The organism is Curtobacterium sp. Csp2, from assembly GCF_013347165.1.
This window is the reverse complement of the sequence record NZ_CP054593.1, coordinates 226798-246601: the sequence shown is the minus strand read 5'-3', so window position 1 is coordinate 246601 and position 19804 is coordinate 226798. Positions and strand designations below refer to the sequence as shown.

Here is a 19804-nt window from a genome sequence, read left to right as displayed (position 1 = left end):
CCGGCTCCCCGCGCTCCCCCGCCCGGGCCGCCCGGTCGACCAGTCCGAGCGCCGCCGGGAACGCCCGCGCCAGCCGGGGCACGAGCCGGCCGCCGTCGCCCTGCGTGGCGCCGTACATCGCACCGAGCATCGCGCCCTTCGCCTGCTGCCGGGTCTCGACCGCGCCCGAGGCCACCACGCCGTCGTACAGGTCGCGGCCGTCGCCCGCCGCCGCCATCGCCCGGTCGCCGGACATCGCCGCGAGGACCCGCGGCTCGAGCTGCGCCGCGTCGGCGACCACGAACGTCCAGCCCTCGTCCGCGACGACCGCGGACCGGACCGTCCTCGGGAGCTGCATGGCGCCGCCGCCGTCCGCCGCCCAGCGCCCGGTCACCACGCCGCCGACCAGGTACTTCGGGTGGAACCGCCCGTCCTGCACCCACTCGTCGAGCCAGGTCCACCCGTTCGCCGTCATCAGCCGCGACAGCTTCTTGTACTCGAGCAGCGGCGCGATGACCGGGTGCTCGAGCTCCTGCAGCTCCCACTTCCGCGTGCTCGCGACCATCAGGCCCGCCGCACGGAGGGACCGCAGCACGTCGGTCGGTGAGTCCGGGTTGAGCGTCGGGTCCGCCAGGTGCCCGCGGATCACGACGGCCAGCTCCTCGAGCCGACGGGGTCGGACGCCCGGCGGGACCCGCGGGCCGAGCGCGTCCTCGAGCAGCCGGGCGTGCACGTCCGCCCGCCACGGCAGCCCGGCGTGCAGGATCTCGGCGGCGACCAGCGCACCGGCCGACTCCGCGGTGGTCAGCAGGCGCATGGCGCCCGGCGCGGTGGAGGTCGCGACCGCGTCGAGCTGCGCGCGCAGCTCGACCACCGGGTCGGACGCGTCGTCGGCGGGTGCGACCGTGAACAGCGCGTCGTCGAAGAGCGACGCCTGCGTCGGTCGGGTGACCCGTGCCTCCTGGCCGGGGTCGTCCCACGTGTCGGGCGGGGCCGCCGCGAGCGCGGTGCCCCGAGTCGCGAGCGCGCCGCGCAGGATGCGGCGCACGAGGCGCAGGTCGGTGCAGCGGCCGACGCGGCCGCCGGCCCGCAGGACGGCCGGGTACCAGCGTGCGGTGTCGTCCCAGACCCATCGGACGTCCGGTCCGTCGTGTGCCGCGACGAAGGCCGGGAGGCGCGGCTCGTCCAGGCGGGTCGGCTCGCCCGCCGACGCCCCCGCGTCGGTCAGGGGCGTCGCGGTGACGCCGCCGTCGACGCGGTGGAGGACCAGGTGCACCCCACGATCATGCCGCGCACCACCGTCCTCCCCCGCCGGGCGCGCTCGCTGCCGCTGCTGTTCCGCGAAACGCAAGGTCGGCGGTTCCTCGCAGCGGTACTGCGCTGCGAGCAACCGCTGTCGTTGCGTCTTGCGAGTTCGGGGCGGGTCAGTCGGTTCGTGGGTCCGACGCGTCGGCGTCGCCGGGACGCACCGCGGCGGTGTCGGCGACGTCGATCCGGACGTCTCCGTCCTCGGCCCGTGAGACGGCGACCCGCGGATCGGCGTCGTGCGCGTCGGAGCCCGACATCCGGCGGAGGGTGTCCTGGCGCCGCTCCTCGAAGCTCATGTCGACGCCGTCGTCCAGGTGGTCACGGTCGGGCTCGCTCATGGCCCGGACGCTACCCGTCCGCCGCCGACCGCCCTCCGATCCCAGGGCGACCGGGCGCGGGGCAGCCGCGTGCAGGTGAGCCGCGCTCGTCGATTGGGTGCGTGAAGTGGACAGCCGCCATGATGTCCGGATGGCAACGAACACCGCGCGACCGCTCGGCTGGCGGCCGGTGGACCCGGACGACGTGCCGATCCACGCCGTGGTCCGCTACCGGGACCGCGGGCGGACGGTCGCGGGCACCGCGGTCGACGTCCTCGACGCCGGCGACCGCCCCTCGCTCATCGTGCGCGCCGACGACGGGCAGCACCACGTCGCTCCGGGATCGACCCGCCTGGAGATGCTCGAGGACTGACTCCGGGCAACCACACGGAAATGGTCCAGGAAACGCACACCAGCACGCGCTGGGAACCCGTGGAGCAGGCCGGGAGTACAAGTAGTTAGTCAAACTACTGAAACGACCGGAGGACAGCGCGATGCGTACGGAACACCTCCCCACCGAGCCGATCGACATGGCTGCGCTCCTGCATGCCCAGACGTCGTCGGCTCCGGGCAACGAACCGCTCGTCCCCGCGGTCGACCTCGCGTCCTGACGCACCCCGGGCCGGCTCCCCCGGCCCATCACGCTCCACCCCCTCGTCTGAAAGGACATCACCATGAGCTTCCTCGGCTTCATCCTCCTCGGCCTCATCGCCGGTGCCATCGCCAAGCTGATCCTCCCGGGTCGTCAGGGCGGCGGCTGGCTGGCCACCCTCGTGCTCGGCGTGATCGGTGCCCTCATCGGCGGCTGGATCGGCGGCGCCGTCTTCGGCGTCGGGTACAACGGCTTCTTCAGCATCCAGTCGTGGATCATCGCGATCCTGGGCGCGCTCGTCGTGCTCGTCATCTGGGGCCTCATCACGGGCCGTCGCGGCAGCCGCGCCTGACCGCCGCAGGACCCGTCGAACGCCCCCACCGGGAACGGTGGGGGCGTTCGTGCGTCCGGTCCCAGCAGGGCGGAGGCGCAGCAGTGCGGCAGCGCAACAGCGGCAGCGCGGCACTGCGGCAGCGCGTCAGCAGAGCGGGACGTTCACCGCGAGCCCGCCCATCGCGGTCTCCTTGTACTTCGTCGACATGTCCGCGCCGGTCTGCCGCATGGTCTCGACGACCTGGTCGAGCGAGACGTGGTGCACCCCGTCGCCCCGCAGCGCCATCCGCGCCGCGTTGATCGCCTTGTTCGCCGCGATGGCGTTCCGCTCGATGCACGGGATCTGCACGAGCCCGCCGATCGGGTCGCAGGTCAGCCCGAGGTTGTGCTCCATGGCGATCTCGGCCGCGTTCTCGACCTGCTCGGGCGTCCCACCGAGCACCTCGGCGAGCCCGGCGGCCGCCATCGACGCCGCGGAACCGACCTCGCCCTGGCACCCGACCTCGGCGCCGGAGATCGACGCCCGCTCCTTGTAGATCGAGCCGATCGCCCCGGCGGTCAGCAGGAAGCGGACCACCGCGTCGTCGCGCTCGTCCGGGGCGACCTCGGACACGTACGTGAGCGCGTAGTACAGCACCGCGGGAATGATCCCGGCGGCACCGTTCGTCGGCGCGGTGACGACCCGGCCGCCGGTGGCGTTCTCCTCGTTGACCGCCATCGCCGTCAGGTTGACCCACTCCATCGCGAACAGCGGGTCGTGGTGCGGGTCGTCGCGGGTGAGCTGCTCGTACCAGTTCGCGGCGCGCCGACGGACGGTCAGCCCGCCCGGCAGGGTCCCGGTGCGGCGGATGCTCCGGTCGACGCTCGCGCGCATCACGTCGTGCACGTGCAGGAGTCCGGCCCGGACCTGCTCCTCGGTGCGCGAGGCGGTCTCGTTCGCCATCGCGATGCCGCTGACGGGCAGGCCGGTCGCGGCGCAGGCGGCGAGCAGCTCCGCGCCGCTCGAGAACGCGTGGGGCACGGCGTCGTCGACGGGGATGGCGGCCTCGGCCACGGCGCCCTCGGTGTCGCTCGTGACGAACCCGCCGCCGATCGAGTAGTACGTCTCCTCGGAGAGCACGGTGCCCGTGGCGTCGCGGGCACCCAGGCGCATCGCATTGGGGTGTCGCGGCAGCATGGTGAGCGGGTGCAGCACGATGTCGGCCTGCCGGAAGGGCACGGTCGGTCCCCCGGCCAGCGGCAGCTCCCCCGTCCGCTCGAGCTCGGCGAGCGCGGCCGCCATCGCGTCCGGGTCGACCGTCTCCGGGTCGGAGCCCATCAGGCCGGCGAGGACCGCTCCGAGCGTGCCGTGTCCCTGCCCCGTGGACGCGAGGGAGCCGTACAGGTGGACGTCGAGCGTCGCGACGGGTGCCCCGGCCAGCCGGGCCGCGAAGGCCGCTCCGGCACGCATCGGCCCGACGGTGTGGGAACTCGACGGGCCGATCCCGACGCTGAACAGATCGAAGACGGAGACCGGCACCCCGCCACACTAACCCGTCCGGACGGGCAGGCGGTCAGCGCGCAGAGTGGACCGCTCCATCGGCATGTCCGTGGGACACTCGACCCATGCCCATCCTCAACAAGGACATGCAGGTCTGCATCTCGCTGGCCGCACGACCGAGCAACATCGGCACCCGCTTCCACAACTTCCTCTACGACGAGCTCGGGCTGAACTACGCCTACAAGGCCTTCACCACGACTGACCTGCCCGGCGCCGTGACCGGCATCCGTGCGCTCGGCATCCGCGGCTGCTCGGTGTCGATGCCCTTCAAGGAGGCGGTCATCCCCCTCGTCGACGTCGTCGAGCCGTCCGCCGAGGCGATCCGGTCCGTCAACACCGTGGTGAACGACGACGGTGTGCTCACCGCGTCGAACACCGACTACGAGGCCGTCGCGTCCCTGCTCGACACCCACGGCGTCGACCGCGCGTCCCGTGTGGTGCTCCGCGGCTCCGGGGGCATGGCGAAGGCCGTCACGGCGGCGTTCCGCGGCGCGGGCTTCGAGCGCCTGACGGTCGTCGCGCGCAACACCGAGGCCGGTCCCGCCCTCGCCGAGCAGTACGGCTTCGACTGGGTCGCCTCCGAGCAGCACGCGCCGGACGCCGACGTCCTGGTGAACGTCACCCCGATCGGCATGCAGGGCGACGAGCAGGACGTGCTCGCCTTCGAGCAGGACCGGATCGACACCGCGACGACCGTCTTCGACGTCGTCGCCTTCCCCTCCGAGACGCCGCTGGTGCGCGCCGGACGCGCGGCCGGCAAGCAGGTCGTCACCGGGGCCGAGGTCATCGCCCTCCAGGCGGCCCGCCAGTTCGAGCGGTACACGGGGGTCGCCCTGACGGACGACCAGGTGCGGCGCGCGAGCGCCTTCAGTCGCGAAGGGTGACCGGACGACGGCCTGGAGGATCGTGGCGGGCCCCGCCACGGTCCTCCAGGCCGTCACGTCACCCGTTCCGCGACCGGCCCTCCGCGACCCAGCGGAGCCGCCGGATGCTCTCGTTGTTCCGGATCCAGATGCCGGGCTGCGCGATGAACCCCGGGACGAGCGCCCCGGGACCGCGGACCGGGTTCTCCCGCAGGGTGACCCGGCAGCCGCGCGGGTGCTCCTCGACCGTGACCTCGACGCGTGCCTCGCCCACGGGCCAGCCCTTCGCCTGGATCACCAGGCGGCGGGGCTCGTCGACCTCGAGGACGGTCGTCGTGTCGTTGATCAGGAACGGCCAGATGCCGAACGAGTGGTGCAGCTCGGTGCCGACCGCGGGCCAGCCCGGGGCCTGGTCGCGCATGCGCGAGGCGCCGACCACCCAGGTCGGGTAGAGCCAGCCGTCGCGGAGCACGTCGAAGACGTCCTCCGGGCTGCAGCGCAGGTTCCTGACGTTCTTGGCCATGGTCACTCCTCCGGCGCGAGGTCGACGTGCTCGGACAGCCCGAACGTGTGCCGCAGCACGCTCCGGGCTGCGTGCCACCCCGCCATGCCGTGCACGCCGGGCCCGGGGGCGGCCGCCTCCGAGCACAGGTACATGCCGCCGCCCATCCGCCACGGGTCGCTCGACAGGACGGGGCGCTTCACGAGCTGCCAGAAGCTCGCGGCGCCGGCGGCGATGTCCCCGCCGACGTAGTTCGGGTTGTACTCGGCCATCTGCACGGCGGTCCGGCCGGCCGACTGCAGGATCGTGTCGCGGAACCCCGGCGCGAACCGCTCGACCTGCCGCACCACCGCCTCGGTCGGGTCGACGTCCGAGCCCGCCGGCACGTGCGCGTACGCCCAGAAGACGTGCTTGCCGCGCGGCGCCCGACCGGGGTCGACCACCGTCGGCTCACTCCCGAGGACGTACGGTCGGTCCGCGTGCCGGCCGTGCGCCACGGCGTGCTCGGCGGCCGCGATCTCCGACCGGGTCCCACCGATGTGGACCGTCCCGGCCTTCCGGAGCTCCGCGTTCGTCCACGGCACCGGGTCCGACAGGGCGAAGTCGACCTTGGCCGCCGCGTTCCCGAACCGGAAACGCCGCAGTGCCCCGCGCTTCGGCGTGGGGATCTGCTTCCCGGCGATCCGCAGCATGCCCGGCACGCTCGTGTCGAAGAGCACCGCCTTGGCCGGGGTGAGGTCGCCGAGGGACCGGATCTCCCGCCCGGTCTCGATCCGCCCGCCGTGGGCGACGAGGTCCGCGGCGAGCGCGTCGACGATCGCCTGGCTGCCGCCGATCGGCACCGGCCAGCCCCGGGCGTGCGCGTACGAGCCGAGCGACAGGGCGGCGGCCGCGGTGGACAGCGACGGCAGGTGCTGGATCGAGTGCGCGGCGACGCCGGAAACCATCGCGGGGGCGACCTGCTCGCGGAAGCGCACGTTCCAGGCCGCGGAGCCCTGCTCGAGGGCCCGGAGTCCGAAGCGCAGCACGGTGAGGGGGTGCCGCGGGACGTGGAGCAGGGCGTCCGTGGCGAAGTCCGCGACCTGGTCGGCGCTGCGTGCGAGGGGTGCCATGAGGTTCCGGAACGCCGGCCCGTCGAGCCCGAGGGCCGATGCCGTCCGGTCGATGTCCTGGTAGGCGATGCCGGCGTCACCCCGGTCGAGCGGGTGCCCGTACTGCACCTCGGGCAGCCGGAGCTCGATGCGGTCCTCCATGCGGAACAGCCGGAAGAACTCGGACTGCAGCGCCATCGGGTGCACGGCGGAGCAGACGTCGTGGTGGAAGCCCGGCAGCGTGAGCTCGGCCGTCCGGGCGCCGCCGCCGATCGTGTCGTTCCGCTCGACGACCTCGACCGACAGGCCCGCGCGTGCGAGCGTCACCGCCGCCGCGAGTCCGTTCGGTCCGGCTCCGACGACCACAGCATCCACCATGGGTCGAGCCTAGGGACCGGTGGCCTCGGGTGCGGTCAGGGGCGAGCGGCGTCCGCGTCGGCCGGGTCGGTGCCCTCGTCGGGGGCGTCGAGGTCGTCCGGCTCGTCGGCGTCCGCCGGGGTCGTCGCGGGCGACTCCCCCACCGGATGCTCGGCGAGCAGCGCCGCGAAGTCCTCGTCGAGCATCTGCTGCACGCGCTCGTCCCGACCGACCTCGTAGCCCTCGGTCGGACGCTGCGCCCACCCGAGCCGCCCGACGACGGTCGTGCCGATGTCGTCCCACGCCCGTGCCCGCGCCTGCAGGACGATCCCGTCGACGAAGCCCTGGTCGTCCCGGCGGCGGTCGAGCATCGCCGCGAGCTGCTCGTACGTGGCCTCACGGGTGCGGAGCTTCAGGTCGTCGCCGCGCTTGTAGTCGTGCTGGTGCCGCGACCGGCCCTTCTGCTTGCTCGAGGTCGCGCGGATCTCCCGCATCCGGGCGGCGTCCCCGCGCTCCTCCTCGGCCATGCGGTGGAGTTCCTCGCGCGTGGCCTCGGCGATCACGGCGTGGTCGAAGTACCCCTGGTCACGCAGGGAGTTCGTGATGATCCGGTTCGCCACGGCGACCACGATCGCGGCCTTCGCGATGAGGAACCCCTCGTCCACGGCACGCTTCAACTCCACCTGGCTCACGGGGCGGTCGCGCACGTCGTGCTTGTTGCGTCGTCCGAACAGGGCCATGCTCCGACGATACCGGCGCTCGGCCGTCCGTCCGCAGGGGGACCCGGGGATCACACCACGGAGGGACGCACGACCGTCGGCGGACTCGTACCGTCGAGGACATGGACACCACGCCGCACTCCCCCCGCACCGGTCTCGGGACCGCGAGCCTCGTCCTCGGCATCTGCTCGCTCCTGGCCGGCTGGACGTTCCTCGCCCCGGTCGTCGGGCTCTGCCTGGGCATCGCGTCGCGGAGCCGGGAGCCCCTGGCCCGCGGGCGCGCCGGGTGGGGCATCCTGCTCAACCTCGTCGCGCTCGCGGTCTGGGTCCTGCTCGTCGTGCTCCTGGTGGTCGGCGGAGCCTTCGCACTGTGGACCGGAGCGACCCAGGGCCGCTGACCCGGCACGCGCGCAGGCCCGTCCGCACGAGCCCGCGCAGCCACGTAGCCACGCAGCCACGCGGCCACGCGGCCACGCAGCCACGCAGCGTCAGAACACCAGGCCGTACACCGCGACGTCGATCCGCCGAGGCCCGAGCGGCAACGCGCTCCGCAGGGTCCCCTCGTGCACGAAGCCGAGGCGTTCCGCGAGCGCTCGGCTCCGGACGTTGTCGACGCCGGTCCGGATCTCCACCCGCGCCGCCCGGCGTTCGCGGGCCACCCCCACGAGCACGGACGCAGCACGCCGCACGATCCCCCGGCCCTCGAAGTCGGCGTCGATCCAGTAGCCGAGCGACGCCTGCCCGAGGTACGGGTCGACCGCCAGGGACGCCACCCCGACGACGCGCTCCGCCGACCGTATGACGCACGGCACCGCCCGGTCCATGGCGTACTGCCCGAGCAGCTGCTCGGTGTACCGCAGCATGTCGTCGCGGCTCGTCGGCGCCCACGCCCACGGCTCGGCGGTCCGGAGCCGGTCGAGGTTCGCCTGCACCAGCTCGTGCACGGCGTCGACCGTGGTCAGGTCGCGGAGCGTGAGCGTGTACCCGTCCCCGAGGTCCCGTCCGGATGCCGCCACGCGTCCGACACTATGCACGCGTCGCCCCGCCGTCCGGTCCGGATCGCGACGGACTTGCCGCGCTCCGGAGAACACCCTGCGTCCCTGCAAGTTTGCACACACTGTACTTCTGCAGCCCGCCGACGATTACAGTCGAGCCATGTCCGACACCGCGCCCGTGCCCACGATGGGCCTGCGCGACCGCAAGCGCCTCGAGACCCGCCGCCGCATCGCCGGGGCGGCCCGGTCCCTCGCCCTCGAGCACGACCTCGACCGCACCACGATCGAGCAGATCGCCGCGCGCGCGGACGTCTCGCCGCGCACCTTCTTCAACTACTTCGAGAGCAAGGAGGACGCGGTCCTCGGGCACACCGAGCTCGACCTGTCCCCGGAGACCCTCGACGCGCACCTGCAGGCCGTGGCCGGGCGTCCGGTGGTCGAGGCGGTCGTGGACCTGGCGTTCCTGGTGTTCGGCGACTCGTTCGGCGACGAGTCCGAGCGCGTCGACCGCAAGGAGGTCGTCGTCCGCTTCCCCCAGCTCATGCGCCGGCAGGTCGCCCGGATGACCCTGGTGGCCGAGGCGATGACCGGGGCCGTCCGCACGATCCTCGCGCGCGACCCGGCCTGGGGTCCGGACGCGGCGACGCCCGAGGCCGCCGAGATGCTCCTCGGCATGTGCATGACCGGGCTCCGCAGTGCCGCGAAGGGCGACGGGTCGGACCCCGCCGACGTGCGCGCGCGCCTGGTGGCGACCATCCGCGACACCGCGACCCGCCTCGCCTGACCGGCCCCGTGCCTCCAGTCCGTCCGTCGGCACCCGCCGCATCCCGTGGGTGAGCAGAAGACGTCGGGTCTCCTTCGAGGACCCGACGTCTTCTGCTCACCCACGCGAACCCGCGAACCCGCGAACCCGCGCCCGCGCGCCGGCGCCCGCGCACCGGCGCCCGCGCACCGGCGCCCGCGCGCAGCCCGCTACGGCTTCGTGATGAAGCCCTCCCGCACCATCCAGTCGAACGCCACGTCCGCGGGCTCCCGCCCCTCGACGTCGACCTGCCGGTTCAGCTCCTGCAGCACGGCGTCCGTCAGCTTCGGCGAGATCTGGTCGTACACGTCGCGGAGCTGCGGGTACTCGCGCAGCGTCGCCGAGTCGATCACCGGGGCCACGTTGTACGCCGGGAAGAACCCGCGGTCGTCCTCGAGCACCGTCAGCCCGAGCGACTTGATGCGCCCGTCCGTCGTGAAGACCTCGCCGAAGTTGCACTTGCCCCGGTCGGTCGCCGTGTAGACGGTCCCGGTGTCGAGGATGCTGACGTTCGAGGTCGGCACGCCGTTCTCCCCCGAACCGCCGAGCTCCAGCCCGTACTTCTCGAGCATCGGCTTGAAGCCGTCCGCACGCGAGTTGAACTCCGACTCCACGCAGAACGTGCGCTGGTCGAGCGGCAGCTTCGTGATGTCCGACAGGGTCTGCACGTCGCCGAGCTCGGACACGGCCTCGTCCCGGACCGCGAACGCGTACGTGTTGTTCATCGGCGCCGGCTCGAGCCAGGTCAGCCCGTTGCCCGCGTCTTCCTGCTTGACCGCCTGCCACTGCTCGGTCTTGTCCGGGATCCCCTGCTCGTGCCCCATGAAGGTCAGCCAGGCGGTCCCCGTGTACTCGTACGTGAAGTCCGCACCGTGCGAGGTCATCAGCTCACGCACCGCGACCGATCCCGGCACGTTCGTCTCGTCCGTGACGTCGAACCCGGCGGCCTTCGCGGCGAGGACCGCGATCTTGCCGAGCACGAGCTGCTCGGTGAAGTTCTTCGACGTCACCGTCAGGTGCGCGTCGTCGGGCAGGTCGTCGATCCGCTGGATCGAGCCGGGTGCGGCACCGGGGACGAAGGACGCGGCGGGCTGCAGGCCGCAGCCGGTCAGGGCGAGGGCGCTCGCCCCCGCCACGGCGGCGGCGGTCAGGACGCGGCGACGGACCGACGGACGGGAGGCACGGGGTGCGCCCGCAGCGTCGGCTCCGGTCGGGCCGTGGGTCGGGCTGTCGGGGGTCATCGGAGTCCCTTCGGTCGCGCGACCGTCTCGACGACACGGCCGATCCAGTCGATGGTGAGGGCGAGGAGTGCCACGAGGAGCGCCCCGGAGACGAGCACCTTCGGCAGGAACAGGTTCACGCCCGTCGTGATGAGCAGGCCGAGGCCACCGGCGCCGACGAAGGTCGCCAGGCTCGCGGTGCCGACGAGCAGCACGAGCGCCGTGCGGATGCCGGAGAGCATCACCGGCACGGCCAGCGGCAGCTCGACCTTGAGCAGGACGGCGAAGGCGCTCATGCCCATGCCCCGCCCGGCCTCGACGAGCCGCTCGTCGACGCTCTGCACGCCGAGCATCGTGTTCCGGAGCACCGGCAGGATCGCGTAGAGCACCAGGGCGACGACCGCAGACCAGCTGTTCAGCCCGAGCCACGCCGCGAGCAGCACGATGAGCCCGACCGCGGGGGCCGCCTGACCGAAGTTCGCGACGGCGATCACGGCCGTGCTCGCCCGGCGGAACGGCCCGCGGGTGAGCAGCACGCCGAGCGGGATGCCGATCACGAGCACGAGCACCGTCGCCTGCAGGGTGAGCACGAGGTGCTGCCCGGTCAGGTCGAGGATGCCGCTCGGGTTGAGCGTCGAGCGCTCGGTCGCCGTCAGGTCCGCCGTGGCGAGCCAGACGACGAACCCGGCGAGGACGACCAGGATCGCGATCGGCTGGACGAGCAGGCCCTTCCACGGGGTGCGCTCGGCGGTCCCGGCGCCCGTGGCCGGGCCGGTGGCGACCGCGGTCACAGTTCCTCCCCGGAGGCAGCGATGGTCGGCGCTGCCGGCGAGGACGGCAGGGTCTCGATCGGGTTCGTGTTCGTGCCGACCGGGGCGTACGCCTGATCGGACGCGGCGGCCGCACGGGACCGGGTGATGGCGTCCATCACGGTCTCCACGGTGATGACCCCGCGGAAGGACTCGCCGCGACCGGTGACGAGCGCCGCACCGGCGCTCGACACGAGCATGGTGTCGAGGGCGTCGTTCAGCGTCGCGGCCTCGCCCACGACGGGCAGGTCGGGCTCGATGCCCTCGGGCACCCGGGTCAGGCGCTCGAGCTGACGGCGGGTCGGCCACCCCACCGGACGCTGGCGCCGGTCGACGACGACGGCGTGCTGGTGCCCGCCGGCCTCGTCCATCCGCTGCAGCACGGCTTTCGTTTCCTCGCCGGCGGAGCACGTCACCGCGGGGGCGAGCTCGACGTCGCGGACACGGTTCAGGGTGAGCTGCTTGAGCCCGGCGCCCGAGCCGATGAAGTTCTCGACGAACTCGTTGGCCGGTTCCGCGAGGATCCGCTCCGGGGTGTCGTACTGCACGATGTGGGCGCCCTCGGTGAAGATCACGATCCAGTCGCCGAGCTTCACGGCCTCGTCGAAGTCGTGCGTGACGATGACGATCGTCTTGTGCAGCTCCTCCTGGATGCGCAGGAGCTCGTCCTGCAGGCGCTGCCGGGTGATCGGGTCGACGGCACCGAAGGGCTCGTCCATGAGCAGGACGGGCGGGTCCGCGGCGAGCGCTCGGGCGACGCCCACGCGCTGCTGCTGGCCGCCGGAGAGCTCGCGCGGGAAGCGGTCGCGGTAGGTGTCCGGGTCGAGCGAGACGAGGTCGAGCAGCTCGTCGACGCGCGCCGCGATCTTCTCCTTCGACCAGCCGAGCATCTTCGGCACGATCGCGATGTTCGCGGCGACCGTCATGTGCGGGAAGAGTCCCCCGGCCTGGATGACGTAGCCCATGCGACGGCGGAGCTCGTCGCCGTCGATGCTCGTGACGTCCTCGTCGCCGACGACGATGCGGCCCTCGGTCGGCTCGATGAGCCGGTTGATCATCTTGAGGGTCGTGGTCTTGCCGCAGCCGGACGGGCCGACGAGCATGACGACCTTGCCGGCCGGGATCTCGAGCGTGATGCCGTCGACGGCGGGCTTCTGCTGGCCCGGGTAGCGCTTGGTGACCTCGTCGAGCAGGATGCTCCGGCCGGTCACGTCCCCCTCGGGCGCGGTGCCGGATACGTGGTCGGTGGTGGCGTGGTCAGTGCTGGACACGGATACCTCTCGAGGTGGTCAGGCGGCCGAGGCCGATGAGGAGCAGGTCGAGGACGAGGGCGAGCAGGACGACCCCGACGACCCCGACGACGACCGAGTTGAGGGCGTTCGCCCCGCCGAGGCGGGACAGGCCCGAGAAGATGAAGCCGCCGAGTCCGGGGCCGAGTGCGTAGGCGGCGATCGCGGCGATGCCCATCACCATCTGCGCGGAGACCCGCACACCGCTGAGGATGATCGGCCACGCCATCGGGAGCTCGACCTGCACGAGCGTGCGGATCCGGCTCATCCCGATGCCGCGGGCGGACTCCACCACGGTCGGCGGGATCTCGGCGAGCCCGACGACCGCGTTCCGCAGGATCGGCAGCGTGGCGAAGAAGACGACCGTGACGACGGACGGCACGACGCCGAAGCCGAGCGGCACGATGAGCAGGCCGATGACGGCGAAGGACGGCAGCGTGAGGCCGACCGCCGAGATCGCGTTGGCGGCCGAGCTGAGCCGTGGGCTGCGGTAGACGAGCGTGGCGAGCACCACGGCGATGAGCGTCGCGAGCACCGTGCACTGGACCACCAGTGAGAAGTGCTGCCACGACGAGAACCAGATCTGGTCCCATCGCTCGGAGACGTACTGGAACACGGGCGGGTGCCCCTCCCTGGTCGGTCGAACGCCCCACACGACGGGGCACGAACCCGACCGACCGTACGCAGGGCACCCCGTGCTTGTACAACGGCAAACGTCGGTTCCCGGCGGATGCTGGACGCTTCCCCAGCACGGAACCCCAGGTCAGCGGCGGGAGGGAGCGGTCAACCTGGGAGAACGGTAACGATACCGAGCGACCTTCGGCTACTGGTGCTGACCGGGCAGACCCGACCGCTCGGCGATGTCCACCAGGTGCTGACGCCAGGCGGCCCACTCCGAGGGGGTCTTCGCGGCGAGGTTGCCGTCCCCGTCGCCTGCCAGACCATCGAGCATCTCGCGGACGATGTCGGCGTGCCTCGCGTGCCGGGCGGTCTCGTACGCCATGTGCACGAGGATCCGGTGGAGCGTGACCTCGCGGCGGTCCTCGGGCCACCACGGGACGACCCCGCGGGCGTCGAGGTCGAGTGCCGCGATCGTCGCGTCGGCGTGCGCGGCGCTCCGGTGGTGGAACGCGATCACATCGGTCATCGACTCGTCGAGCGAGGCGTACATGTCGGCACCGTCCCATGAGTCGAGCCAGGCCGGGGCGTCCGGCAGCGGCCGGTCGAACACGAGCCCGAGGTACCCGGCCTGCACGCCCGCGACGTGCTTGACCAGGCCGAGCACGTTCGTCCCGGTCGGGGTGAGCGGCCACCGGGCCTGCCGCTCGGCGAGCCCGTCGAGCTTCGCGAGCAGCGCGGCGCGGTGCTTCTGCAGGTACCGGTGCAGCGTGTCCTTGACCATCGCCGCGTCCGTCGTGGGCGTGGTGCCCTCGGCGGACAGCGACGACAGGCCGGTCGCGGCGATCGACTCCGTCGGCTGGGCGGGGGTGACCTCGGGGACCGGATCGGCACTCGTCATGTCGCCGATGCTGCCACCCGTCGGGCCTGCACGCGCTCCGACTCGTGCACCGCGACGCGTTCCGCGGTCAGGAGCAGCGACGCGACCTCGGCGGCCGTGCGCGTCGGGGCGTCGTTCCAGCTCGTCAGGTCGCGGACCCGGGCCATCCGCAGGTCCGGCGCGGGACACCAGGCGACCGACTGTCCCTCGTCACGGGCCAGTGCGTGCCACACCAGGTCGAGCGCCCGCTGCACCGGCTGGGAGTGCACCGCCTGCGGACCACCGGCGGCGGAGACGACCGCGCCGACCAGGCAGGCGGCGACGAGCGGCCGGCCCTGGACGTCCATCGCCGCGGCACTCGACGCCTTGCGGACCCGTCCGTGCTCGTCGAGGTACGCGAACCACGCGTGCTGGGTCCAGCCGCGCTCGACGACCTCGCGCGCCGTGGTGAGCAGGCGCTGCAGGTCGTCGAGCTCACGGAGGTGCTCGACGATCCGACGATCGCGCGCCGCGGCTCGGCGGACCGCCCAGCGGTCGAGGAGTGCACGGAGTCCGTGCCGCGGACGATCTGCGGCGGGGGCGGACGGGGCGGGGGAGGCGTCGGTGTCGACGTCGTGCGGGACGCGGAACTCGAGGGTCATCAGGCCCCTCCGATCTCCAGTGCACGGACAGGTGAGGGAACGATAAGCCCGTGCGACCTCAGTCGTCCAGCACCGCGTCGATCGCCCGTGCCGCGACCGTCCGGAAGGCGTGTTCATCGCTCGTCGCGAGCGCCGAGGCGATGGCGACCGCCCACCCCCGGGCGCGCGTCCAGGTGGCGTCGTCGGCCGCGACGGCCGTCGTGAAGGTGCGACGGGCCTGACGGTCGAGCGTCAGCCAGCGGGTCGCGAGGTCCACGGCGGGGTCGCCCGCGGTCACGTCGCCGAAGTCGACGACCGCCGCCAGGCGGCGTGCACCGTCGGCGTCGTCGGTCACGAGCAGGTTGAAGGGGTGCAGGTCGCCGTGCACCCAGACGGGAGGCCCGTGGTGCGCGGGTGCGTCCACCGCGGTCCGCCAGGCCTCGCCCAGGGCCGCGGCCCGCGGCACGCCGGGTCCGTCCAGGCGTGCGCGGACCGCCGCGTCCCGGGTCGCGAGGGGCACCGCACGGACCGGGTTCACGGGCGCGTCCGCCGGTGCGGGGACGTGCAGCCGCTGGACGAACGCGGCGAGCGCCCGGGCGACCCGCTCGCCCTGCGCGACCGGTCCGGCCGGAGTGCCCGCGAACCAGGGGACGACGCTCCACGACCACGGGTAGCCGAGCGCGGGGCGGCCGGTGCGCACGGGCGCCGGGACCGGGACGACGTCCGCGATGAGCGCCGCGAGGTCCGGCAGCCAGCGCTGCTCGTGCTCGACGAGGACGGCTGCGGCGGCGCGGCGGGGGAGTCGCACCGCCAGGTCGTCCCCGGCACGCACGAGCACGTTGTCCCAGCCGTTCGCGGCGACCCGCAGCGGCAGGTCCGCGAGGTCGGGGTGCTGGTCCCGGAGCAGGGCCGCCACGAGTGCGACGTCGACGTCGTGTTCGGCGGGCGGGGTGGGCATCCGGTCACGGTAGTGGAACGATCCTCGATTCCCCGTGAACGGGGGATCGGGCGGAAACGTACTCCTTGGTATCCTCACAACGAAGCGACGTGGGTGTCCCTGGGGGGACCCGCGTCGCTCAGTCGGCCGGGGCGGGGTCCGGCGCGATGATCGCGACGAGGCGGGGGATCGCCGGGCGGGTCTGCTCCGTGACGATCCCGGAGAGCAGGACCGACCAGAGCTCGCGGAGCCGCTCGTACAGGTCCGCGCGGTCGTGCAGCAGGTCCGACACCATCTGCACCCCGGTGTACGCGGGGCTGATCACGCGCCCGACGAGCTCCGGGTCCCACGACGGGTCGACCTCGCCGGCGTCGATCGCCCGCCGGACGACGGTCGCGGTGTGGTGCATCCAGTCCGTGTAGGGGTCGCGCCGGGGGACGTCGACCGCGTGCTCGTCGGTCGACAGTCGGATGCCGGCGGACACGACGACCTCGCGGACCATCTGCGTCGCGACGCTCTGCGACATCCACATGAGCGACTCGAGCGGTGTGCTGCCGCGGAGCGCCGCCTGCTCGGCGTACCGACGCGAGACCTCGTGCTGCTCGGCGATCACCGCGCCGGCGATGTCGGCCTTCGAGCGGAAGTGGAAGTACAGCGCGCCCTTGGTCAGCCCGGCGCGCTCGGCCACCCCGTCCATCGACGCCCCGCGGTACCCCCGCTCGTCGAACTCGCCGGCAGCCGCCCGGATGAGGGCCGCCCGGGTCGCCACCGCACGCTGCTGCCGAACCCTGCCGTCCTGCGCCATGCAGTCGATCGTAGCGACGCGGTGCATGTGCTCCGGGGTCCTCAGGGGACCCCCCGGCGCGCTGTCGTACGGTGACCGGCATGGAGCGATGGCAGAGCCCACGGACCTGGGCACGAGCGGGTCGGTGGCTGCTGCTGCCGATCGCCGTGCTCGACTGGGTCGCGCTGGCCCCCCAGCCCGTCGTCGTGATCGCGTTCCTGGTGGCCGTCGTCGGCTTCGCCGGGATGGCCGCCGCGCTCGTCGTCCGGATGCTGCACCGGTCCCGGGCCGCGATGGCGGGCCTCGGGGTCGTGCTGCTGCTCGGCGGGCTCGTGGTCCTGGGGCTCGACCCGTTCCCGGGCACCGTGCCGACGCTCGACCAGTGGTGGCCGGACGCGATCACGCAGCCGCAGGTCGTCGGCAGCGCCTACTGGAAGACCGCGGGACTCGGCGTCGAGCTCGCCGGGTTCGCGCTGCTCGGCACGCTCCTGGTCGTCACGCTCACGGGCGGGCCGGACCGCGCCCGGCGCAGCACCGTCCGCTGACGGACCCGGCGCGCGTCAGGTCCGCCTGACCTGCACCACCGCGAGGTCCCGCCCGGCACCGTCCGCCGGCAGCAGGCCGCGCAGGTGTCCGAGCAGGTCGTCCGGGTGCGCGGCCACCACGTCGGCGAAGCCGTCGACGTCCGCCACCCCGGCGAGCGCGAGCGCCCCGGACGTCAGCAGCACGACGCGGTCCCCGTGCCCGAGGTCGGCCGACCCCGTGGTGCGCCGGTGCCCGGTGCGCTGCAGGCCGAACGGTCGGTCGGTCGAGCGGATCGGCGTCACCGACCCGTCCGCACGGGCGAGCAGGGCGAGCCCGTGGCCCGCGTCCGCCCACGTGACGCGGCCGTCCGTCGGGTCGAGCCGCACGTGCAGCAGGGACCCGACGGCCCCCGCAGCCGACAGGTCGGGGGCGAGCTGTGCCTCCAGGCCGGTGATCGCCGCGTCCACCGCGACGTCCGTGCGGGCGACGACCGCGGCGCGTGCCGAGGCCGCGAGGAGCGCCGCGGCGCGACCGGCGGCGGCCACCGAGCCGACCGTGGCGTGCAGCGCACCGTCGGACGCGACCCGCCAGTCGACGAGGTCCCCGCCGCGTTCGTGCGGGACGACCAGTCCGTCCACGGTCCCGCCGGGCAGCACGAGCGGCTCCGGCAGCAGCCCCGTGAGCACCCGCTGGACCCGCGCGCGTTCGATCGAGTGGACGAGCTCGCGCTCCGCCCAGCGGGCGAGGTCACGGAGCAGGGCGACGTCCGCTGCCGAGAACTCGCGCGGCTGCGCGTCCATCACGCACAGGGTGCCGACCCGGGTGCCGTCGAGCGTGCTGAGCGGCGCGCCCGCGTAGAAGCGGATGCCGTGCTCGGCGACCGCGGCGGTGTGGGCGAAGCGCGGGTCGAGCGTCGTGTCGGGGATCACCATCGGCTCGGGTGTGAGCACCGTCGTCGCGCAGAACTGTTCGCTCGCCGGGACGCTCGTCCCCTGCTGCCAGCCGAAGGTCGACTGCGTCGTGACGACGTCGTGGCGGACGAGGTTGAGGAACGTCAGGGGCACGCCGAACGCCTCGTGCGTCATCCGGGTGATGCGGTCGAACCGCTCCTCCGGACCCGCGCCGAGGACGTCGAGCGCCTCGATGACGGCGGTGCGCCGGTCCGCACCGTCGAGCTGGTCGGTCACCCCTCCGTTGTACCCGCTGCGTCGGCGAGGAACCAGTCCCGCGGGTGGGGGTCCGCGCTGAGCGTCCGGCGCGCCGAGGTCGGGGTCGCCCAGGCCGCGGCGTTGCCGAGCACCCGCTGGACGTCCGGGTGGTGGTAGACGGGGTACTCCTGGTCGCCGGGCGAGAAGTAGAAGACCCGGCCGAGGCCACGGCGGTAGGCGACGCCGGACCGGAAGACCTCGCCGCCGGCGAACGTCGACAGGAAGACCTCCTCGTCGGGGCGCGGGATGTCGAAGTACTCGCCGTACATCTCCTGGCGGTCGATGACGATCGGGTGCGGGACACCGGCGGCGATCGGGTGCTCCGGTGCGATCGTCCAGACGAGCTCGCGCTCCCCGTCGTTCCGCCACTTCAGGGAGCACGTCGTGCCCATCAGGCGCGTGAACGGCTTCGAGTAGTGCCCGGAGTGCAGCACCACGAGCCCCATGCCCGCGTGCACCGCCTCGACCACGCGGTCGGCGACCTCGTCCGCGACCTGGTCGTGGGCGACGTGGCCCCACCAGAACAGGACGTCGGTGGACGCCAGGCGCTCCGCGGTCAGGCCGTGCTCGGGCTCCTGCAGCGTCGCGGTGGTGACCTCGGCGGTCGGGTGCTGCTCACGCAGGGCGGCGGCGATCACGGTGTGCATGCCGTCCGGGTAGTGCCCGAGCACGGTCTCGTCACCGCGGCTCTCGTGCACGTTCTCGTTCCAGACGACGATGTTCAGGGGACGGTTCTCGGTCGGCGCTGACATGTCCCCGACGCTACCGTGCCCGTGTCGGCGGTCTCCCCGGTTCGTGGACCAGCATGTCGGCATGACTCCCCGATCCCTGTTCCGTGCCGCCGCGGTGGCCGAACTCGTGACCTGGACGCTGCTCATCGCCGGGATGGTCCTGAAGTACGGGCTCGACGCCGGCGACTGGGGAGTGCGGATCGGCGGGAGCGCGCACGGCTTCGTGTTCCTGGCGTACCTGGTCGTGACGACGGTCGTCGCGGTGAACCAGCGCTGGGCGGCGGGGGCGCTCGTGCTCGGGTGGGCGAGTGCGATCGTGCCCTACGCGACGGTGCCGTTCGAGGTCGCGGTCGCCCGGCGCGGGATGCTCGAGGGGCCCTGGCGCCGCTCGCCGGACGGGCGCTCGGGTGTGTGGGACCGCCTGCTGTTCTTCGTGGTGCGCCGGCCCGCGGTGGCGGCGGGCATCGGGGTCGTCGCGGTGGCGCTCGTGTTCTCGGCGCTGCTGGTGGTCGGGCCGCCGGTGCCGTCGCGGGGCTGAGGCGCGGCGCGCGCGGGCCGGCGGCACGCACGCACGAGCGGGCACGACATGCCGCTCACGTCCGCGAGGTGAGCCATTTCGGTCACGCTCGGCCCCGAGCGTGACAGAGATGGCCCGCTCGGCGGGCCAGCGGGGCGACGCTGAACGAGGCGCTGGCCGCGCTGTAGACGCGCGCCGGGACGGACGGGAGGCACGGTGCCAGCTGGCACCGTGCCTCCCGTCCGTCCCGGCGCGCGTCTACAGCGCG

Annotated in this window: 24 protein-coding genes; 7 read left to right on the top strand and 17 right to left on the bottom strand. The window is 73.3% G+C overall.

What is annotated here, in order from left to right:
- Both HUN59_RS01285 and HUN59_RS01280 read right to left on the bottom strand, forming a co-directional pair.
- On the bottom strand, nucleotides 1-1255 hold a 1255-nt coding region (locus HUN59_RS01285; protein ID WP_174779319.1), incomplete at its 3' end, for a bifunctional 3'-5' exonuclease/DNA polymerase.
- Nucleotides 1256-1403: 148 nt separating this feature from the next.
- A complete protein-coding gene (locus HUN59_RS01280; RefSeq protein WP_058741316.1) occupies nucleotides 1404-1625 on the bottom strand; it encodes a hypothetical protein in 222 nt (73 codons plus the stop codon).
- Between the two features lie 130 nt (nucleotides 1626-1755).
- Here HUN59_RS01280 and HUN59_RS01275 point away from each other — a divergent pair, with 130 nt between their 5' ends.
- Entirely contained in the window at nucleotides 1756-1977 is a 222-nt protein-coding gene (locus HUN59_RS01275) for a hypothetical protein (protein ID WP_174777283.1), read from the top strand.
- Between the two features lie 301 nt (nucleotides 1978-2278).
- Nucleotides 2279-2548: a GlsB/YeaQ/YmgE family stress response membrane protein gene (locus HUN59_RS01270; RefSeq protein WP_058741314.1), complete on the top strand. Its 270-nt coding sequence runs from the start codon at nucleotides 2279-2281 to the stop codon at nucleotides 2546-2548.
- 126 nt (nucleotides 2549-2674) lie between these two features.
- Here the strand turns inward: HUN59_RS01270 and HUN59_RS01265 are convergent, their stop codons facing one another.
- Nucleotides 2675-4048 carry an L-serine ammonia-lyase gene (locus tag HUN59_RS01265; RefSeq protein ID WP_174777282.1) on the bottom strand — a complete coding sequence of 458 codons (1374 nt, stop codon included), beginning with the start codon at nucleotides 4046-4048 and terminating at the stop codon, nucleotides 2675-2677.
- 86 nt (nucleotides 4049-4134) lie between these two features.
- On the opposite strand from HUN59_RS01265, the gene HUN59_RS01260 reads away from it, so the two are divergent.
- Nucleotides 4135-4953 (top strand): shikimate 5-dehydrogenase, encoded by an 819-nt coding sequence (locus tag HUN59_RS01260; RefSeq protein ID WP_174777281.1) that lies wholly within the window; start codon nucleotides 4135-4137, stop codon nucleotides 4951-4953.
- Between the two features lie 58 nt (nucleotides 4954-5011).
- On the opposite strand, the gene HUN59_RS01255 is transcribed toward HUN59_RS01260, so the two are convergent.
- Genes HUN59_RS01255 through HUN59_RS01245 form a run of 3 tightly spaced genes read right to left on the bottom strand, consistent with a single transcriptional unit; the run spans nucleotide 5012 to nucleotide 7622 of the window.
- Complete coding sequence (locus HUN59_RS01255; protein WP_174777280.1) at nucleotides 5012-5455, bottom strand: SRPBCC family protein; 444 nt, start codon at nucleotides 5453-5455, stop codon at nucleotides 5012-5014.
- Between the two features lie 2 nt (nucleotides 5456-5457).
- The gene (locus tag HUN59_RS01250; protein ID WP_174777279.1) at nucleotides 5458-6903 is read right to left on the bottom strand and encodes a phytoene desaturase family protein; all 1446 of its coding nucleotides are present in this window, start codon (nucleotides 6901-6903) and stop codon (nucleotides 5458-5460) included.
- A gap of 35 nt (nucleotides 6904-6938) precedes the next feature.
- On the bottom strand, nucleotides 6939-7622 hold the full coding sequence (locus HUN59_RS01245) for a hypothetical protein (protein ID WP_174777278.1): 684 nt from the start codon (nucleotides 7620-7622) through the stop codon (nucleotides 6939-6941).
- A gap of 101 nt (nucleotides 7623-7723) precedes the next feature.
- On the opposite strand from HUN59_RS01245, the gene HUN59_RS01240 reads away from it, so the two are divergent.
- Entirely contained in the window at nucleotides 7724-7999 is a 276-nt protein-coding gene (locus HUN59_RS01240; protein ID WP_141859455.1) for a hypothetical protein, read from the top strand.
- A gap of 90 nt (nucleotides 8000-8089) precedes the next feature.
- Here HUN59_RS01240 and HUN59_RS01235 read toward each other — a convergent pair whose 3' ends face one another.
- The gene (locus tag HUN59_RS01235) at nucleotides 8090-8617 is read right to left on the bottom strand and encodes a GNAT family N-acetyltransferase (RefSeq protein WP_058741307.1); all 528 of its coding nucleotides are present in this window, start codon (nucleotides 8615-8617) and stop codon (nucleotides 8090-8092) included.
- Between the two features lie 139 nt (nucleotides 8618-8756).
- Between HUN59_RS01235 and HUN59_RS19295 the strand changes: the two genes are divergently transcribed.
- Nucleotides 8757-9380: a TetR/AcrR family transcriptional regulator gene (locus HUN59_RS19295; RefSeq protein ID WP_058741306.1), complete on the top strand. Its 624-nt coding sequence runs from the start codon at nucleotides 8757-8759 to the stop codon at nucleotides 9378-9380.
- A gap of 188 nt (nucleotides 9381-9568) precedes the next feature.
- Here the strand turns inward: HUN59_RS19295 and HUN59_RS01225 are convergent, their stop codons facing one another.
- From HUN59_RS01225 to HUN59_RS01190, 8 genes are all read right to left on the bottom strand, one after another.
- Nucleotides 9569-10639 carry a glycine betaine ABC transporter substrate-binding protein gene (locus HUN59_RS01225; RefSeq protein WP_114849279.1) on the bottom strand — a complete coding sequence of 357 codons (1071 nt, stop codon included), beginning with the start codon at nucleotides 10637-10639 and terminating at the stop codon, nucleotides 9569-9571.
- Nucleotides 10636-11409, bottom strand: a complete 774-nt coding sequence (locus HUN59_RS01220; protein WP_174777277.1) for an ABC transporter permease — start codon at nucleotides 11407-11409, stop codon at nucleotides 10636-10638. The genes HUN59_RS01225 and HUN59_RS01220 overlap by 4 nt, the downstream gene beginning before the upstream one ends.
- Nucleotides 11406-12698 (bottom strand): ABC transporter ATP-binding protein, encoded by a 1293-nt coding sequence (locus tag HUN59_RS01215; protein ID WP_174777276.1) that lies wholly within the window; start codon nucleotides 12696-12698, stop codon nucleotides 11406-11408. The genes HUN59_RS01220 and HUN59_RS01215 overlap by 4 nt, the downstream gene beginning before the upstream one ends.
- Complete coding sequence (locus HUN59_RS01210; protein ID WP_174777275.1) at nucleotides 12685-13332, bottom strand: ABC transporter permease; 648 nt, start codon at nucleotides 13330-13332, stop codon at nucleotides 12685-12687. The genes HUN59_RS01215 and HUN59_RS01210 overlap by 14 nt, the downstream gene beginning before the upstream one ends.
- Before the next feature lie 207 nt (nucleotides 13333-13539).
- Nucleotides 13540-14235, bottom strand: coding sequence for a DinB family protein (locus HUN59_RS01205; protein WP_174777274.1), 696 nt, complete (start codon nucleotides 14233-14235; stop codon nucleotides 13540-13542).
- Nucleotides 14232-14855 carry a DUF6197 family protein gene (locus HUN59_RS01200; protein WP_058741301.1) on the bottom strand — a complete coding sequence of 208 codons (624 nt, stop codon included), beginning with the start codon at nucleotides 14853-14855 and terminating at the stop codon, nucleotides 14232-14234. Before HUN59_RS01200 ends, HUN59_RS01205 begins: the two co-directional genes overlap by 4 nt.
- Nucleotides 14856-14913: 58 nt before the next feature.
- On the bottom strand, nucleotides 14914-15792 hold the full coding sequence (locus HUN59_RS01195; RefSeq protein ID WP_174777273.1) for an aminoglycoside phosphotransferase family protein: 879 nt from the start codon (nucleotides 15790-15792) through the stop codon (nucleotides 14914-14916).
- Between the two features lie 118 nt (nucleotides 15793-15910).
- Nucleotides 15911-16576 (bottom strand): ScbR family autoregulator-binding transcription factor, encoded by a 666-nt coding sequence (locus tag HUN59_RS01190; protein ID WP_174777272.1) that lies wholly within the window; start codon nucleotides 16574-16576, stop codon nucleotides 15911-15913.
- 80 nt (nucleotides 16577-16656) lie between these two features.
- On the opposite strand from HUN59_RS01190, the gene HUN59_RS01185 reads away from it, so the two are divergent.
- Nucleotides 16657-17100, top strand: a complete 444-nt coding sequence (locus HUN59_RS01185) for a hypothetical protein (RefSeq protein ID WP_174777271.1) — start codon at nucleotides 16657-16659, stop codon at nucleotides 17098-17100.
- Nucleotides 17101-17115: 15 nt separating this feature from the next.
- Here HUN59_RS01185 and HUN59_RS01180 read toward each other — a convergent pair whose 3' ends face one another.
- Together HUN59_RS01180 and HUN59_RS01175 are read right to left on the bottom strand one after the other, a co-directional pair.
- Nucleotides 17116-18267, bottom strand: a complete 1152-nt coding sequence (locus tag HUN59_RS01180) for a GAF domain-containing protein (protein ID WP_174777270.1) — start codon at nucleotides 18265-18267, stop codon at nucleotides 17116-17118.
- Entirely contained in the window at nucleotides 18264-19040 is a 777-nt protein-coding gene (locus HUN59_RS01175) for a ThuA domain-containing protein (RefSeq protein WP_174777269.1), read from the bottom strand. The genes HUN59_RS01180 and HUN59_RS01175 overlap by 4 nt, the downstream gene beginning before the upstream one ends.
- A 61-nt stretch (nucleotides 19041-19101) precedes the next feature.
- Here HUN59_RS01175 and HUN59_RS01170 point away from each other — a divergent pair, with 61 nt between their 5' ends.
- Nucleotides 19102-19557, top strand: a complete 456-nt coding sequence (locus HUN59_RS01170; protein ID WP_174777268.1) for a DUF3817 domain-containing protein — start codon at nucleotides 19102-19104, stop codon at nucleotides 19555-19557.
- Nucleotides 19558-19804 lie beyond the last annotated feature (247 nt).

What these genes read in the sequence shown, in the direction of transcription:
- HUN59_RS01280 (WP_058741316.1), bottom strand. Translation starts at nt 1,625, where the DNA reads ATGAGCGAGCCCGACCGTGACCACCTGGACGACGGCGTCGACATGAGC.
- HUN59_RS01275 (WP_174777283.1), top strand. Translation starts at nt 1,756, where the DNA reads ATGGCAACGAACACCGCGCGACCGCTCGGCTGGCGGCCGGTGGACCCG.
- HUN59_RS01270 (WP_058741314.1), top strand. Translation starts at nt 2,279, where the DNA reads ATGAGCTTCCTCGGCTTCATCCTCCTCGGCCTCATCGCCGGTGCCATC.
- HUN59_RS01260 (WP_174777281.1), top strand. Translation starts at nt 4,135, where the DNA reads ATGCCCATCCTCAACAAGGACATGCAGGTCTGCATCTCGCTGGCCGCA.
- HUN59_RS01255 (WP_174777280.1), bottom strand. Translation starts at nt 5,455, where the DNA reads ATGGCCAAGAACGTCAGGAACCTGCGCTGCAGCCCGGAGGACGTCTTC.
- HUN59_RS01250 (WP_174777279.1), bottom strand. Translation starts at nt 6,903, where the DNA reads ATGGTGGATGCTGTGGTCGTCGGAGCCGGACCGAACGGACTCGCGGCG.
- HUN59_RS01245 (WP_174777278.1), bottom strand. Translation starts at nt 7,622, where the DNA reads ATGGCCCTGTTCGGACGACGCAACAAGCACGACGTGCGCGACCGCCCC.
- HUN59_RS01240 (WP_141859455.1), top strand. Translation starts at nt 7,724, where the DNA reads ATGGACACCACGCCGCACTCCCCCCGCACCGGTCTCGGGACCGCGAGC.
- HUN59_RS19295 (WP_058741306.1), top strand. Translation starts at nt 8,757, where the DNA reads ATGTCCGACACCGCGCCCGTGCCCACGATGGGCCTGCGCGACCGCAAG.
- HUN59_RS01225 (WP_114849279.1), bottom strand. Translation starts at nt 10,639, where the DNA reads ATGACCCCCGACAGCCCGACCCACGGCCCGACCGGAGCCGACGCTGCG.
- HUN59_RS01205 (WP_174777274.1), bottom strand. Translation starts at nt 14,235, where the DNA reads ATGACGAGTGCCGATCCGGTCCCCGAGGTCACCCCCGCCCAGCCGACG.
- HUN59_RS01200 (WP_058741301.1), bottom strand. Translation starts at nt 14,855, where the DNA reads ATGACCCTCGAGTTCCGCGTCCCGCACGACGTCGACACCGACGCCTCC.
- HUN59_RS01195 (WP_174777273.1), bottom strand. Translation starts at nt 15,792, where the DNA reads ATGCCCACCCCGCCCGCCGAACACGACGTCGACGTCGCACTCGTGGCG.
- HUN59_RS01190 (WP_174777272.1), bottom strand. Translation starts at nt 16,576, where the DNA reads ATGGCGCAGGACGGCAGGGTTCGGCAGCAGCGTGCGGTGGCGACCCGG.
- HUN59_RS01185 (WP_174777271.1), top strand. Translation starts at nt 16,657, where the DNA reads ATGGAGCGATGGCAGAGCCCACGGACCTGGGCACGAGCGGGTCGGTGG.
- HUN59_RS01175 (WP_174777269.1), bottom strand. Translation starts at nt 19,040, where the DNA reads ATGTCAGCGCCGACCGAGAACCGTCCCCTGAACATCGTCGTCTGGAAC.
- HUN59_RS01170 (WP_174777268.1), top strand. Translation starts at nt 19,102, where the DNA reads ATGACTCCCCGATCCCTGTTCCGTGCCGCCGCGGTGGCCGAACTCGTG.